The following is a 15,411-nucleotide window of genomic DNA, read 5'->3' on the forward strand; positions in this document are numbered from 1 at the left end:
CAGATTCACAGATTCACAGATTCACAGCTTCACAGCTTCACAGAGGCGTTGTTCAACTCGCCTGCTTCATCTGCCGCACCGGCAATTCCACGCGGAAGGTGGTGCCGACGCCGACTTCGCTGCGTACGGTGATCTCGCCGTTATGCTTCTTCACGATGCCGTAGGACAACGATAGCCCGAGCCCCGTGCCCTGGCCGATGGGTTTGGTGGTGAAGAACGGGTCGAAGATTTTCTGCAGGGTTTCGGGGGGATGCCCGAGCCGTTATCGGCGACTTCGATCCACACGGTTTCATCACCGACACCGTTGCGCAGGGTGATGGTGCCGCGCTCGGGGCCAATGGCCTGGGCGGCGTTGACGATCAGGTTCATGATCACCTGGTTGATCTGCGACGGCAGGCATTCCACCTCCGGCAACGGCGTGTACTCCTTGACCACGTCGGCCTTGTACTTGATTTCATTGGCGACGATGTTCAGCGTCGAATCCATACCCTGTTGCAAATTAGCCATTTGCCATTCCTGTCTGGAGTCGACGCGAGAGAAGTCCTTCAGGTCCTTGACGATCTGCCCGACCCGGCCAATGCCATCCTTGGACTCCTTGATCAGCAGGGGGATGTCCTCGACGAGGAAGTCCAGCTCCACCTGTTCGCGCAGCTTGCGCAAGTGCACCACCAGTTCCGGCGAGGCGATGGCCCCCTCGGCGTTGCCGTAGGCGCTGAGCATTTCCTGGAGTTTGCCGAAGTAGCCGTCCAACGCCCCCAGGTTGGAAGAAATGAAACCGATCGGGTTATTGATTTCGTGAGCCACCCCGGCCGCCAACTGGCCCAGCGAGGCGAGCTTTTCCGATTGCACCAGCTGGGTTTCCAGCATCTTGCGTTCGTCGATTTCCATTTGCAGCAGCTCGCTGGCCTGTTTGAACGCCTGGGTGCGTTGTTCCACCAGGTCTTCGAGCTTGTTCATTTTCAATTGCGCACGGGAGGTCATTTCCCATTTGGTGGTCAGGGTGTTGGCCATCTGCTGGACTTCGATGTTGTCGAACGGCTTTTTCAGGATCAACAAGCGGTCATGGCCGTTCAGACGGTCGAGCAGTTCATCCCAGGAATAATCCGAATAGGCGGTGCAGACCACCACTTGCAGCAACGGGTCGCGTTTCCAGAGTTCTTCGATGGTCTTGGCGCCATCCCAGCCTTCGGGCATGCGCATGTCGACAAAGGCCAGGGCATAAGGACGCCCTTTTGCCGATGCCTCCAGCAACTTGTTCAAGCCCTCCTGCCCGCCATAGGCCGAGTCAAGTTCGAACACGGTGGCGACAGGTTTTGGCGCAGCGCCGAACAGTGCGCTTTCCATGTCCTGCAAGTCCGTGTTGCTCTCATCCTCTGGGGTGAGGATCTTGCGGAAATCTTCATGAATGGCGGGTGTATCGTCGATCAACAGGATGCGGCGGTTACTCATGCTATTCATGGTTCACCTTCTGCGAGTTTCAGGGGCACCTGCAGTTGGAACGTCGCCCCTTTTCCTGGCCCCTCACTGTGGACGGTGAGGTGGCCGTTCATTTCAATGGCCGCCAGTGCGCAGCTGTGCAGGCCAAAACCGTGGCCTTCCTTACGCGTGGTAAAACCGTGGGCGAAGATGCGCGTCATGTTTTCCTCCGGGATACCTTCGCCTTCGTCCTTGACGCTGATTTGCAAGGTCTGGCCATCGACGACGTCGGCCTTCAGGGTCATGTTCCGCGCATGATTGGAAACCCCCGCCATGGCGTATTTGGCATTACTGATCAGGTTGATCAGAATCAACAGCAAGCGATGCTTGTCGCCCATGATCCGCGGCACTTCGCCGTATTCCTTGATCACCGTAACATGGTGACGGGTCAGGGCGCCCGAGTTCATGCGCAGGGCATCTTCGAGCAGCTCACTGACCACCAAGGGTTCCAGCAGGCTGTTGGCCCCGGCATAGGATTGTTGGGTGGAGACGATGTCCTTGATGTGGTCCACGCTCTTGCTCAACTGGGCCAGTTCGTCGGTCAGGCCCTGCTGCTCAAGGGCGATGGCCTCGACCAGTTGGTTGAGGTAGCCGGGCAACAACTTGCCTTTTTCGTCTTGGGTGAGGAAGTACCCGAGGTTATCGGCGTGTTCGTTGATCAGTTGCATCGCCTTGCCCAGCCCCACGGTCTTGCTGCTGCGCAGTTTGCGGCTGATCAGGTCGGCGGAGATGTTCACGCTGTTGAGGACGTTGCCGACGTTGTGCAGCACGTTGGTGGCGATCTCCGCCATGCCGGCCTGGCGGGCGGTGTCCATCAGCTCGCTCTGGGTGTCCTTGAGCTGGCGGGTCCGTTCTTCGACCCGTTGTTCCAGCTCATCGTTGGCGGTTTGCAGGGCATTGTTGACCCTTTTGATCTCGGCGAAGCTGCGCACCAGCCGGAGCGCCAACCAGATCAATATCAATACCAAAACCGTGGCGAATACCAGCAAGTAGATGTGGTTACGTTGGTACTTGACTGCGGCTTTGCTCTGGTCTTTCTCCAGCAGGTCGGAAATGGTGTCCAGGCGGTTGGCCAGGGGGATCGCTTCGATGCCCTGCAGCAGCTCATTGACCCGTGGTTGTTCGCGCAGGATCAGTGCGATGTGCCTGCTCAGGATGTCAACAGGGCCTTGAAGCCCCTGCGGCATGCGCTCCTTGTTGACGTCCAGCCGGTTCAGGCCCAGCAGCACTTCGGCAGCGATCTCCGCGGTGCTGAGCTGGGCGAATTCCATGCTGCTGAGCAACAGGTCGTAGGTGTCGATGGCGACATTTTGCAGCTGCAGCCGCTCGGTGTCAGCCAGCCGGGCGAATTGGGACTGGATGTCGTCTTCGGCGGCGGGCAGGAACGCCATGGAATTGCGCAGCACCGCGTTGTGGGATTTGAACTGTTCCACCAGCCGGGTTTTTTCCTTGACCGCCTTGAGGTACCCATCGCGTTGGGTTTCCCAGAGTGATGGCTGGTGGCGCCCAGGCTCCGATTCGATGGCGTCGAGACGTTGCCACAGGCGCGACATTTCATGCAGGGGCGAGACCAGTGGGTCGTAGTTGTGGGTCAGGGCGATCCGCGACTTGAGTACCTCGTTGTCCCAGATGGCGTCTTGCTGCTTGAGCTGGCGGATCAGGTCCCGTGACTCGATGTACGAAGCGGCCTGTTGGGCCCCCGAATTGATGTACATGAACAGCAGGACTGAAGCCAGCAACAGGCCGATGAACGCAAGACCGAGGCGACGGAGAGTTGTCATAGGGGCTTGCCCTCCGATTCACCGGTCAGGGTCTTGAGAAATTCGACGATCAGGGTCGTATCGTTCTTGAGCGGCTCACGCCCCAGTTGGTACTTGAACATGACTTCGACCGCGTGTTCCAGGGTCGGCGCCGATCCGTCATGGAAATACGGGGCGGTGACAGCCACGTTGCGCAGGCTGGGCACCTTGAAGACCTGGCGGTCGGCTTCATCGCCGGTAATGTTGTAGCGTCCTTCGTCGGCTTGGGTGGGGTTGCCCCGGTCCTTGATGTAGTCGCCCATGACGCCGAACTTCTGGAACATGTTGCCGCCGATGTTCACGCCTTGATGGCAAGCGATGCAGCCGTACTCCTTGAAACGCTGGTAACCGAACTTCTCACGGGGCGTGAGGATGTCGGTATTGCCCAGCAGGTATTGATCGAAGCGCGAATTGGGTGTCTGCAAGGTACGCTCGTAATCCGCCAGTGCGCCCTGGATATTGGGCTTGGTCACGCCATCGGGGTACGCGTCCTTGAAGTCCTTGGCATAGCCGGGGTCGTCGGCGATGCGCTTGACGACCGACTCCCAGGTGCTGCCCATTTCCACCGGGCTGGTCACGACCGCGTTGACCTGTTCTTCCAAGGTGTCGACGCGGCCGTCCCAGAACTGGTGGAAGTTCAGGCCGACATTGAACACGGTGGGTGTATTGACCGCCACGGGCTTGCCGTCGAAGCCCAGGGAAAGCGGCTTGTCGTCGGCGCCGCCCTTGTCCAGGCGATGGCAACTGGCGCAGGACAGGGTGTTGTTCACCGACAGCCGCGGGTCATTGAACAGCCGCAGCCCCAATTGGACGCGCTTGGGGTCCAGGGCCGGAACCGGTGGCAGGGGTTTGAGGGGTTCATCCAGTGGTTCGGCGTGAGCGATCACGCTTGATCCCACGAGCAGGCCGAGAGCCAGAATCAGTCCATGTGACGCCATGGGAATGCTTTCCTTGAAACTTTGGTTGATGACACTCAGGTATTCACGAAAACGGGTTCTGGCGTTTTTCCCACTCGGTCATCCAGTCGGCGAAGGCCTGCGGTTCCACGGCCTTGCTGAAGTAATACCCCTGGACCTCCTCGCAGTGGTGTTTCTTGAGAAACTCCAACTGTTCGAGGGTTTCCACACCTTCGGCAATGATGTGCAGGTTCAGGCTTTTGCCCAGGCTGATGATGGTGCTCACCAGCTTGGCGTCGTTGCTGTCGATGCTCAGGTCACCGACGAACGATTGGTCGATCTTCAACACATCCACTGGAAATTTCTGCAGGTAGCTCAGGCTCGAATAGCCGGTGCCGAAGTCGTCGATGGCCAGGCGTATCCCCTGTTGCTTGATGGCCTTGAGGATGGCGACCGTGGTATCGACGTTCTGCATCAGTACGCTTTCGGTGATCTCCAGTTCTAACTGTGTCGGGTCCAGGCCGGTTTCCTTGAGGGTGCGGGCAATGCCTTCGACGAAGCCGCGCTGGCGAAAATCGATGGCCGAGATGTTCACCGACAAGTACAGCGGTCGCATGCCCTGGGCTTGCCAACGGCAGGCCTGTTGGCAGGCTTCCTGGAGTACCCATTGGCTCAGCGGCACGATCAGCCCGCTGTCCTCGGCCACCGGGATAAAGTCCGAGGGGAAAACCAGGCCATGGTCCGGTCGGTTCCAGCGCACCAGCGCCTCGACACCCACCACCTTGCCGCTCTTGAGGTCGAGCTTGGGCTGGTAATGCAGCACGAATTCCTTGCGTTGCAGGCCCAGGCGCAAGCCGGATTCGATGGTCTGCTGTTGCCGCGCCCGGCGGTTCATGTCTTCGGTGAAGAAGCGGTAGTCGTTGGGGCCGGTTTCCTTGACGTTGCGCATCGCCGTCTCGGCTTTCTTGATCAGCGCCACGGCGTCGAAACCGTCAGATGGGTACACGCTGATGCCCAGGCTCGCGGTGACGCTCAGGTCATGGCCGTCAATGGGCTGAGGAGTGCTGATGGCCGCCAGCAGTTTTTCGGCCACGCCTTTGGTTTGCTGCGCGTCGACGATATCCCCGGCTATCACCACGAATTCATCGGAGCCGTAGCGAAACACCGAATCGGATTCACGCACCACGCTGGCCAGCGCCCGGGCCACCCGCTTGAGCATTTCGTCGCCCACCGGATGCCCCAGCGCGTTATTGACGCGCTTGAAACGGTCCAGGCCGATGAACATCACCGCTAATTGCCGGTCATGTCGGCGACACTGGGCCATGGCCTGGGTCAGGCGATCGCCGAGCAACATGCTGTTGGGCAGCTCGGTGAGCACGTCGTACTGCAGCAGGTGAGACACCTTGAGCAATTCCTGGACCCGCTCTTCGATCGTGCGCTCCAGGCTGCGCATTTTCCTCGCGGCATCTTGGGCCAGTTGCCATTTCCAGGTCATGGCGCTGGCCATCTGGCGGATTTCCAGGGTGTCGAAGGGTTTCTTGAGGATCAGCAGTTGATCGTCGAACTCGATCCGTTCGGACATGGTTTCCCAGGAATAATCCGAGAACGCCGTGCACAGGGCAATTTGCAGGCGCGGGTCGGCTTTCCACAGTTGCTCGATGGTTTGCAGGCCGTCCCAGCCCGGGGGCATGCGCATGTCGGCGAACACCAGCGCGTAGGGCTGGCCTTCGGCCTGGGCACGCTTGACCAGTTCCAGCGCCTCCTCGCCCTGATAGGCCGAATCGATCTGGAATTGCAGCCGGTTGACCTGCGAGGTGCCAAACAGCAGGCTCTCGGTGTCGTCCAGTGAGGCATCGTTGCCGGCGCTGGGGCTGAGGATCTTGCGAAAGTCCTGGTGGATCGCTGGCGTGTCGTCCACCACCAGGATTCGCCGGTTGGCAGGGACCGACATGGGGTTCATGGATTGCTCTCCGATAGCTGGGTCGCAGGCCGAGTCCAGTGATCCGTCGCCGGAACGATGGTGCCGGCCTTGAGCAGTTCGGCGGCCTGGCCGCTGTCGACCACGGTGCTGAAGTAATGCCCTTGGGCCTGCATATCCCCACCGCTGGACATCAGCGTGGTGCGTTGCTCCTGGGTCTCGACGCCCTCGGCGATGATCCCGATGCCCACGTCCCGGGCGAAATTGATGATCGCCCGCAACGTCGTGGCGTTCTCGGGGTCGGCGTTGGCGCTGTCGAGGAAGCGCTGGGCGAGCTTGAGGTGATTGACTCGATAGGTCTTGAGGTAATCGAACGAGGAATACTCTGTACCGAAGTCATCGATGGCGATCTGCACGCCCAATTCGCAGAGGCGCGGCAAGACGTCGTTGTGGGTCCACTTCGTCTGGGCCAGGGTGGCTTCGGTGACGTCGAAACGCAGGTCCCAGGGCGCCAGTTCCCAGCGCGCGGTGGTGCGCAGCACATCGTAGATCAGTTCCGGACCGGTCTTGAGTTGGGTCAGGGACAGGTCGATGGCGATCACCGGGGGCGCCATGCCCTGGTCGCGCCACTGGCGCATTTGTTGGCAGGCCTGGTCCAGCACCCAATGGCCCAGGCCAATGATGATCCCGGTTTTCTCGGCGGCGGGCATGAAGGCCGCCGGCTCCAGCCAGCCACGCTCGGGGTGGTTCCAGCGCACTTGCACGCCCATGCCGAGGATCTTGCCGGTGCCGAGGTCGACTTCCGGCAGGTAGTGCAGGTGCAGCTCTTTGTTTTCGATGGCTTGGCGCAGGTCGTTGGCGAGGGCAACCCGGTCGGTGACTTCCTGGTTGATCTCCTCGTTATGGAAATGGTACTGGTTGCGGCCCTTTTCCTTGGACCGGTACAGGGCCATGTCGGACTGCGCCATCAGGCTGTCGGCACTCAGGCTCTGCGGGGTGTACAGGGCGATACCAATGCTCACCGAGATCCGCACGTCGTTGCCGTCCAGGAAATACGGCGCCACGAGGGCATCGCGGATCTTGGCCGCCAGCGCGGCGCAGTGGGTCGCTTCATGGACGTCCAGTTGCAGCAGGGCGAACTCGTCGCCGCCCAGGCGTGCCACCACGTCGTTTTCCCGGGTACAGGCCTTGATCCGGGCGGCGACCTCTTGCAACAGCAGGTCGCCGATGGGGTGGCCCAAGGTATCGTTGATGCGTTTGAAGTGGTCCAGGTCCAGGTAGAACATCGCAAACGGCGCCGCCCCCCGACGAGCGGCAGCGAAAGCCTGGTGCAGGCGCTCGATCACGGTGGCGCGATTGGCCAGCCCGGTCAGGCCGTCGGTGCGCGCCAACAGGGCGATTTTTTCTTCGGCCAGCCTGCGCTCGGTGATGTCGAGGATGATGCCTTCTATCTCCAGCAACAGGCCCTGCTCATTGCGCACCGGAATGTAGCGGTTCTCCACCCAGCGGAACATGTCGTCGCCGGTACGCATGCGGAACTCGATGGATGCCCCTGTGTTGTCGCGGTCCAGGACGCGGACCATGGCCTCATGGACTTTGTCCTGGTCGTCGCTGTGGATCAGGGTTTGCGCCCAGTCCGGCGCGTTGGTCAGTTGCGCCGCGACATGGCCGAACTTGGTGATGTTGTGGGAGATGTACATCAATGCAAACGGCGGCTCGCCCCGCAGGCGGTAGAGGATGGTCGGGCTGTTCTGCACGATGATGTTGGCGTCGGCCAGTTCCCGGGTGCGTTCCTCGACCGCGTGCTCGAGCATGTCCATTTTCAGCGCCGCGTCTTCGGTCATCTGCCATTTGACGGTCAAGGTGCTGGCCATCTGGCGGATCTCGATGGCGTCGAAGGGTTTTTTCAGGATGAGCAGGCGGTCGCCCAGTTCAAGGCGATCGGCGATGTCCTCCCAGGAATAATCCGAATAAGCGGTGCACAGGGCCACTTGCAGCTTGGGGTCGGCGCGCCACAGCCGTTCGATGGTTTCCAGGCCGTCCCAGCCCGGTGGCATGCGCATGTCGATGAACGCCATGGCGAAGGGTTGCCCCTGGGCCAGCGCCGTCTCGACCTTGTTCAGGGCTTCCATGCCCTGGAACGCTGAATCGAGCACGAAACTCGTACCGGAGACCGCCACGGGCGAGCCGAACAAGGCCTCTTCGGCGCTGCTCAGGCTGTCATTGTTGGTCGCCTGGGGGCTGAGGATCTTGCGAAAATCCTCATGGATGGTCGGGGTGTCATCGACGATCAGGATCCGCCGATTGGTTTTATCCAACGGCAGGCTCATGGCCGTGCACCACTTTGATGCTGACTATAGAACCCTGGAAACATCTGATATCCCTTTCGCTGGCATGAGTATTCGGTCTGTACTTGGCCCTTCATGGGGTAGAGCATAGTCGCCTGATCGGGATGCGCTCGGTCAGTGATGGCAAATGTGTCTAAATGTTCGCAATCTACTAGCCTGTATTTCGGGGGTAAGGTAGAACGGTTGTCGTGAATAGGAGGGGGGTTCAAATGGAAGATCAATCGCCGGACGTTTCGGTAAGGAAGCCAGCGGTGCTTCTGGTCGATGACGAAGAGTCGATTCTCAATAGCCTGCGTCGGCTATTGCGCAGCCAGCCGTACGAGATCCTGCTGGCCGACAGTGGCGCCAAGGCCCTGGAAATTCTCAAGGAGCGGCCGGTCGACCTGGTGATGACCGATGCGCGCATGCCGAACATGGATGGCGCCACGCTGCTGGCCGAGATCCGCAGGCTGTACCCATCGACCTTGCGCATCCTGCTCACCGGTTATGCCGATGTGGACATGATGACCAAGGCCATCAACGAGGGGCAGCTCTATCGCTACCTCAGCAAGCCCTGGAACGATGAAGAGTTGGTCCAGGCCTTGCGCCAGGCCCTGGCCCACCAGCATTCCGAAAGTGAGCGCCAGCGCCTCGAAGCGCTGAACCGCGAGCAGAACCAGCAACTCAAGACCCTTAACGCCACCCTGGAAAAACGCGTGGCGTCGCGTACCTCCGAGCTGCAGCAGACTGCCGACATGCTCGATTTGGCCTATGACGAGCTCAAGCGCAGTTATGTGACCAGCACCGAAGTGTTTTCGCTGATCGCCAACCTGCGCCTGCCCAAGACCAAGCAGACCAACCGGCAGATCATCGAGTTGATCAGGGTCTACAGCCGGCTGCATTTCCTCGATGAGTCCACCGACCGCGACCTGACCATGGCCGCGGCGCTCTATAACATCGGCAAGCTGAGCTGGACCGACAACATGATGGTCACGCCCGCCGACTTGTTGCACCACACTGAACTCGATCTCTATCGGGCCTATCCGAAGCAGAGCGAATCGCTGCTGATGACCCTGGACCCGATGAAGGACGCGGCCCGGATCATCCGCCATCACCAGGAGCGTTGGGACGGCAGCGGTTTCCCCGAGCATCTGAGGGGCGACGCCATTCCGTTCGGTTCACGGCTGTTGAAACTGGCGGTGGATTTCATCGAACTGCAGCGTGGGTTGATCCTCGAACGGCAGATGAACAGCGACGAAGCGCTGGTCTACATCCGCAAGTACGCCGGCAAGCTGTACGACCCGGACATGATCGAGGACTTCATCAAGGCCTGCGCCGAATACCTGGAAGACGTGACCCTGTCGGACCCGACGGTGCAAGTCTCCACCACGCGCGAGTTGACCGCGGGGATGATCCTGGCGCGCAACCTCAATGCCGACAACGGCATGTTGCTGCTCAACGCTGGCAAAGTCCTGAGTGCGCCATTGATCGAAAAACTCATCGCCTTCGAAGCGATGGAAGGCGCGCGGTACAGCGTGTTCGTCAAGATCCCCGAAGAGGCGGCCGACCCTTTGGCACCGAAGCCGATTTTGGGGTGACACGGTTCTGAAGGCGACACCATTTCAACTGTGGGAGCAAGGCTTGCCCGCGATGAAGGCACCGCGGTCTATAGCATGACCGCGTTATCGTTCATCGCGGGCAAGCCTTGCTCCCACAAAGGCTCGCTCCCACAGGGGGCAGTGTTGAGTGTGAGATCGGGCAGGCTTTGCTCCCACCGCTACGCGCTGTAATCTCCCCACCATTTTCCCGCCCAAGGCTTTGATCGCCCATGACCACTTCCCTCATCCGTATCGCCGCCGCCCTGTTGTTCGGGCCGGACGGGCGAACCCTGCTGGTGCGCAAGCGCGGTACGCGGGCCTTCATGCAGCCGGGCGGCAAGATCGAGGCCCATGAACAACCGGTGCAGGCACTGGCCCGCGAATTGGAAGAGGAACTTGGGTTGCAGATCGACCCGGCACAGGCCCGTTACCTGGGCGTGTTCAGTGCTCCGGCGGCCAACGAACCGGGGTTTGTCGTGCAGGCCGAGGTGTTTTTGCTGAGCATCGACGCGCCGGTTTCGCCGGCTGCCGAAATTGAAGAGGTGTGCTGGATCGACCCGGCCGGTGACAGCGATCTTTTGCTGGCACCGTTGACAGGCGAGGTGATCCTGCCGTTTTATCGAGCGACACGTCTCGCTACCTGCTGATTCGCGCCTCAAGGACTGATGCTCATGATTCCATTGCCCGACCTGTTGATTTTCGCCGCCGCCGCGTTGCTGATGGTACTGACGCCCGGCCCGAACATGATTTACCTGATCTCCCGTTCGATCTGCCAGGGCCGCAAGGCTGGCGTCACTTCCTTGCTGGGGGTGGTGGCGGGGTTCTTCGTGCACATGTTTGCCGCGGCCGCCGGGTTGACGGCGGTGTTCCTGGCGGTGCCCGTGGCCTATGAAGTATTGAAGTGGGCCGGTGCGCTGTACCTGTTGTGGCTCGCCTGGCAGGCCGTGAAGCCGGGCGCGCGTTCGCCCTTCGAGGCCCAGCAACTGCCGGCGGACTCGACGCGCAAGTTGATCACCATGGGCTTTCTCACCAGCGCGCTGAACCCCAAGATCGCGGTGTTCTATCTGTCGGTGTTTCCGCAGTTCATCAGCCCGGAGCACGGTTCGCTGTTCACCCAGAGCATTATCCTGGGCCTGACCCAGATCAGCGTCAGTTTCAGCGTCAATCTGTTGATCGCCCTGTTCGCCGCCGGCATTGCCTCGTGGTTCGTCCACAACCCCACCTGGCTGGCGGCGCAGCGCTACTTCATGGGTTTTGTACTCGGTGCGCTGGCGTTGCGCCTGATGTTTGAGCAACGGCGTTCGGCGTGAGCATCCGGCGGTTGCGGGCCAGCGATGCCCAGGCGTATCGCCAGTTGATGCTGCAGGCGTACGCACTGCATCCCCAGGCCTTCACCTCCAGCGTCACCGAGCGGGCCAAGCTGCCTATCAACTGGTGGGAGTCACGCCTGGGCAGCCGGCTCGATGTACTGCTGGGGGCGTTTGTCGAGCAAGAACTGGTCGGCATCGTCGGCCTGGCCCTGGAGCCCCGGGAAAAAGCCCGACACAAGGCACTGTTGTTCGGCATGTACGTCGCCGATGAACAGCGCCATCGCGGGCTCGGCTATCAACTGGTCCAAGCCGCCCTCGCTGAAGCCCGGCGTCATCCCTTCCTGCGTCTGGTGCAACTGACCGTCACCGCCGGCAACGACCCGGCGGTCAAGCTCTACCAGCGCTGTGGCTTTGTTCTGTACGGCCTTGAGCCGATGGCGATCTGCGTGGGTGACCAATACCACGACAAAATCCATATGTGGCTGGAGCTCTGATCTCACCGCAGATCCCTATGTGTGGGCGTCTGTGGGAGCAAGGCTTGCCCGCGATGGTGATTGCGAAAACGCCATCGCGGGCAAGCCTTGCTCCCACAGAAGCAGTCAGCGCACGGCACTGACACCGTCGAGTGTGGAGAACGACGTGTCCTTGGCCGTCAGCAAAAAGTCGCGCATGTACGGCGCGTCGAGCATGTCGGTGCGCACCGCCGCGTACAGCGTGGCAAACAAGCCTTTCTCTCCCAGCCGCTTGGCCTTCACGTAGCCCCGCGAGCTGTATTCATGCAGGGCCCAGTGCGGCATGCCGCAGACGCCGCGACCGCTGGCCACCAATTGCATCATCATCACCGTCAGTTCAGAGGTGCGCACCTGGGCCGGTTCGATGTCGGCCGGCTCCAGGAAGCGGGTGAAAATGTCCAGCCGGTCGCGTTCCACCGGGTAGGTGATCAGGGTTTCGCTGATCAGGTCCTCGGGCACGATGTAGGGTTTGCCCGCCAATCGATGCTGGTTGGCTACGGCGAGCATCGCTTCGTAGGTGAACAATGGCACGTACGTGATGCCGGCCAGCTCCAGCGGGTCGGAGGTCACCACCAGGTCGAGGTCGCCCCGGGCCAAGGCTGGCAATGGGGCGAAGGCGAAGCCCGAGGCCAGGTCCAGTTCGACTTCAGGCCAGGCATCGCGGAACTGGTCGATGGTCGGCATCAACCATTGGAAGCAGCTATGGCACTCGATGGCCATGTGCAGCCGTCCGGCGGTGCCGCCAGCCAGGCGGGCGATGTCCCGTTCGGCGCCGCGCAGCAGAGGCAAGGCGGCATCGGCCAGTTGCAACAGGCGCAGGCCGGCGCTGGTGAACCGTACCGGCTTGGTCTTGCGCACGAACAACTGCATGCCCAGGCGCTCTTCCAGTTCCTTGAACTGGTGGGAGAGGGCGGACTGGGTCAGGTGCAGGCGTTCGGCGGCTTCGACCAGACTGTCGGCTTCGCGCAGGGCGTGCAGGGTCTTGAGGTGACGGAGTTCAAGCACCGGAGTTGCTCCATGAGTAAAACTTGTGATCAACACGAAAAGGTTGAGTTTGTCTCATGTAGGGTCGGCTGTCGACAATGGCGCCATCTTTTATAGGAGGACGCCTACCATGGCCCTGGCCCACACCCTCGGTTTTCCCCGCATCGGCGCCGACCGCGAACTGAAAAAAGCCCTCGAAGCCTACTGGAAAGGTGACCTGGCCCCGGCCGCGCTGCAAGCGGTGGGTCGCGAACTGCGAGCCCGGCACTGGCAGCTACAAAAAGACGCCGGCATCGACCTGCTGCCCGTCGGGGACTTTGCCTGGTACGACCAAGTGCTCAGCCACTCCTTGACCCTGGGCGTCGTTCCACAGCGTTTCCACGGCACCTTGAATGCCCAGGCCCGGCCGACCCTCGACACCCTGTTCGCGATGGCCCGTGGCGCCACGGCCAGTTGCTGCGGAACCGACCACGGCCAGGCGCAATACGCCCAGGAACTGACCAAGTGGTTCGACACCAACTACCACTACCTGGTCCCGGAGTTTTCCGCCGACCAGACCTTCGCCCTGAGCTGGGAACAGTTATTCGATGAAGTGGACGAGGCCCATGCCTTGGGCCACCGGGTCAAACCGGTGATCATCGGCCCGTTGACCTATTTGTGGCTGGGCAAGGCCAAGGGCGAGGCGTTCGACAAGCTCGGCCTGCTGGAGCGCCTGCTGCCGGTCTACGGAGAAATTCTCAACCGCCTCAAGGCCCAGGGCGTGGAGTGGGTGCAGATCGACGAACCGATCCTCACCCTCGACCTGCCCCAGGCTTGGAAGAGCGCGTTCGAGCGGGCTTATCACATCCTCCAGTACTCGCCGCTGAAAAAACTGGTGGCGACCTATTTCAGTGGCCTGCAAGACAACCTCGGCCTGGCGGTGAGCCTGCCGGTGGACGGCTTGCACATCGACGCGGTGCGCGCCCCGGAACAACTGGGCCAGGTGCTGGACCGCCTGCCGACCTACAAGATTCTCTCGGTGGGCCTGGTCAATGGCCGCAACGTTTGGCGCTGCGAGCTGGAACAGGCGTTAGCGCAACTGCAACCGGCTCAGGAGCGCTTCGGCGATAACCTCTGGGTCAGCACCTCGTGCTCGCTGCTGCACAGCCCGGTGGACCTGGAGCGCGAAGACCGCCTCGATCCCGAACTCAAGAGCTGGCTCGCCTTTGCGGTGCAGAAGTGTGGTGAAGTCGCGGTGCTGCGCGATGCCCTGAACGATCCACAGGCGCCGGCCGTGCAACAGGCCATGGCCGACAGCCGCGAGGTGCAGGCCAGTCGCGCCAGCTCGGCGCGCATTCACAAACCCGCGGTCCAGGCGCGCCTGGCGGCAATCGGGCCACAGGACAGCCAGCGGCGTTCGCCGTTTGCCAAACGCATCGAACGCCAGCGCGCCCGTCTGAAACTGCCGGCCTTTCCCACCACCACCATCGGCTCCTTCCCGCAGACCCCGGCCATTCGCCTGGCTCGCCAGGCCTACAAGCAAGGCAAGCTGTCGGCCAACGACTATCAGGACGCCATGCACACCGAGATCCGCCATGCCGTGCAGATCCAGGAGCGCCTGGGCCTGGACGTGCTGGTGCACGGTGAAGCCGAGCGCAACGACATGGTGGAATATTTCGCCGAGCAACTGGACGGCTACGTCTTCACCCGTTTCGGTTGGGTGCAGAGCTATGGTTCGCGCTGCGTGAAACCGGCGATCATCTATGGCGACATCAGTCGGCCGAACGCCATGACCGTCGACTGGATCCGCTACGCGCAAAGCCTGACCGACAAAGTCATGAAAGGCATGCTCACCGGCCCCGTGACCATGCTGATGTGGTCGTTCCCCCGCGAAGACGTGTCGCGCCAGGTCCAGGCCCAACAACTGGCCCTGGCCCTGCGCGACGAGGTGCTGGACCTGGAAAAGGCCGGGATCAAGATCGTGCAGATCGACGAGGCGGCGTTTCGCGAAGGGTTGCCGCTGCGTCATGGGCAATGGCAGGCGTACCTGGATTGGGCGGTTGACGCGTTCCGTTTGTGCGCGTCGGGGGTGGGCGACGCAACCCAGATCCATACCCACATGTGCTACAGCGAATTCAATGATGTGATCAAGGCCATCGCCGACATGGACGCCGATGTCATCACCATTGAAACCTCGCGTTCGGACATGGAGTTGCTGGAGGCTTTCGAGGCGTTCGATTACCCGAACGACATCGGCCCGGGCGTCTACGACATCCACTCGCCACGGGTGCCGGATACCGCCGAGATGGTTGCGCTGATGAGCAAGGCGGTAAAACGGATCGCCGCCGAGCGGCTGTGGATCAACCCCGACTGCGGGCTGAAAACCCGGGGCTGGCCGGAAACGGAAGCGGCACTGGTGAACATGGTGGCGGCGGCGCGGCAGTTGCGTAGCCAACTGGCCTGAAGCCGACGCCTTGAGCGGGTACCTGTGGGAGCAAAGCTTGCTCGCGATGAAGCCAGCGCGATTTCTCAGGAATCGAGGTGCCTCTATCGCGAGCAAGCTTTGCTCCCACAGATACATCTTTCCCGCAGGAGACCATTCGGCAATCTTC

At 61.3% G+C, this 15,411-nt stretch carries 10 protein-coding genes and 1 pseudogene; 5 read left to right on the forward strand and 6 right to left on the reverse strand.

Translation table 11 applies throughout. The features are described 5' to 3' along the window. Nucleotides 1–52: 52 nt before the first annotated feature. The 5 genes and pseudogenes from KI237_RS05900 to KI237_RS05920 form a co-directional block, all read right to left on the reverse strand. Nucleotides 53–1,458, reverse strand: a pseudogene (locus KI237_RS05900) (ATP-binding protein). Next, the gene (locus KI237_RS05905) at nt 1,455–3,257 is read right to left on the reverse strand and encodes a DAHL domain-containing sensor histidine kinase (protein WP_212799179.1); all 1,803 of its coding nucleotides are present in this window, start codon (nt 3,255–3,257) and stop codon (nt 1,455–1,457) included. The pseudogene KI237_RS05900 and the gene KI237_RS05905 overlap by 4 nt, the downstream one beginning before the upstream one ends. Continuing rightward, on the reverse strand, nt 3,254–4,213 hold the full coding sequence (locus KI237_RS05910; protein WP_212799180.1) for a cytochrome-c peroxidase: 960 nt from the start codon (nt 4,211–4,213) through the stop codon (nt 3,254–3,256). The genes KI237_RS05905 and KI237_RS05910 overlap by 4 nt, the downstream gene beginning before the upstream one ends. 43 nt (nt 4,214–4,256) lie before the next feature. Beyond that, nucleotides 4,257–6,131, reverse strand: a complete 1,875-nt coding sequence (locus tag KI237_RS05915) for an EAL domain-containing protein (RefSeq protein ID WP_212799181.1) — start codon at nt 6,129–6,131, stop codon at nt 4,257–4,259. Further along, nucleotides 6,128–8,419 (reverse strand): GGDEF/EAL domain-containing response regulator, encoded by a 2,292-nt coding sequence (locus tag KI237_RS05920; RefSeq protein ID WP_212799182.1) that lies wholly within the window; start codon nt 8,417–8,419, stop codon nt 6,128–6,130. Before KI237_RS05920 ends, KI237_RS05915 begins: the two co-directional genes overlap by 4 nt. A 227-nt stretch (nt 8,420–8,646) precedes the next feature. On the opposite strand from KI237_RS05920, the gene nosR reads away from it, so the two are divergent. The 4 genes from nosR (at nt 8,647) to KI237_RS05940 (ending at nt 11,818) form a co-directional block, all read left to right on the forward strand. Beyond that, nucleotides 8,647–10,014, forward strand: a complete 1,368-nt coding sequence (gene nosR, locus KI237_RS05925) for a response regulator c-di-GMP phosphodiesterase, NosR family (RefSeq protein WP_212799183.1) — start codon at nt 8,647–8,649, stop codon at nt 10,012–10,014. 230 nt (nt 10,015–10,244) lie between these two features. Next, complete coding sequence (locus tag KI237_RS05930) at nt 10,245–10,661, forward strand: NUDIX hydrolase (RefSeq protein ID WP_212799184.1); 417 nt, start codon at nt 10,245–10,247, stop codon at nt 10,659–10,661. 24 nt (nt 10,662–10,685) lie between these two features. After that, nucleotides 10,686–11,324, forward strand: coding sequence for a LysE family translocator (locus tag KI237_RS05935; protein WP_013694135.1), 639 nt, complete (start codon nt 10,686–10,688; stop codon nt 11,322–11,324). After that, on the forward strand, nt 11,321–11,818 hold the full coding sequence (locus tag KI237_RS05940; RefSeq protein WP_212799185.1) for a GNAT family N-acetyltransferase: 498 nt from the start codon (nt 11,321–11,323) through the stop codon (nt 11,816–11,818). The genes KI237_RS05935 and KI237_RS05940 overlap by 4 nt, the downstream gene beginning before the upstream one ends. Before the next feature lie 105 nt (nt 11,819–11,923). On the opposite strand, the gene metR is transcribed toward KI237_RS05940, so the two are convergent. After that, on the reverse strand, nt 11,924–12,841 hold the full coding sequence (gene metR / locus KI237_RS05945; protein ID WP_058546066.1) for a transcriptional regulator MetR: 918 nt from the start codon (nt 12,839–12,841) through the stop codon (nt 11,924–11,926). Between the two features lie 109 nt (nt 12,842–12,950). On the opposite strand from metR, the gene metE reads away from it, so the two are divergent. Further along, nucleotides 12,951–15,263: a 5-methyltetrahydropteroyltriglutamate--homocysteine S-methyltransferase gene (gene metE, locus KI237_RS05950; protein WP_212799186.1), complete on the forward strand. Its 2,313-nt coding sequence runs from the start codon at nt 12,951–12,953 to the stop codon at nt 15,261–15,263. Nucleotides 15,264–15,411 lie beyond the last annotated feature (148 nt).

This window comes from Pseudomonas sp. St316 (assembly GCF_018325905.1).
Classification (GTDB): Bacteria; Pseudomonadota; Gammaproteobacteria; order Pseudomonadales; family Pseudomonadaceae; genus Aquipseudomonas.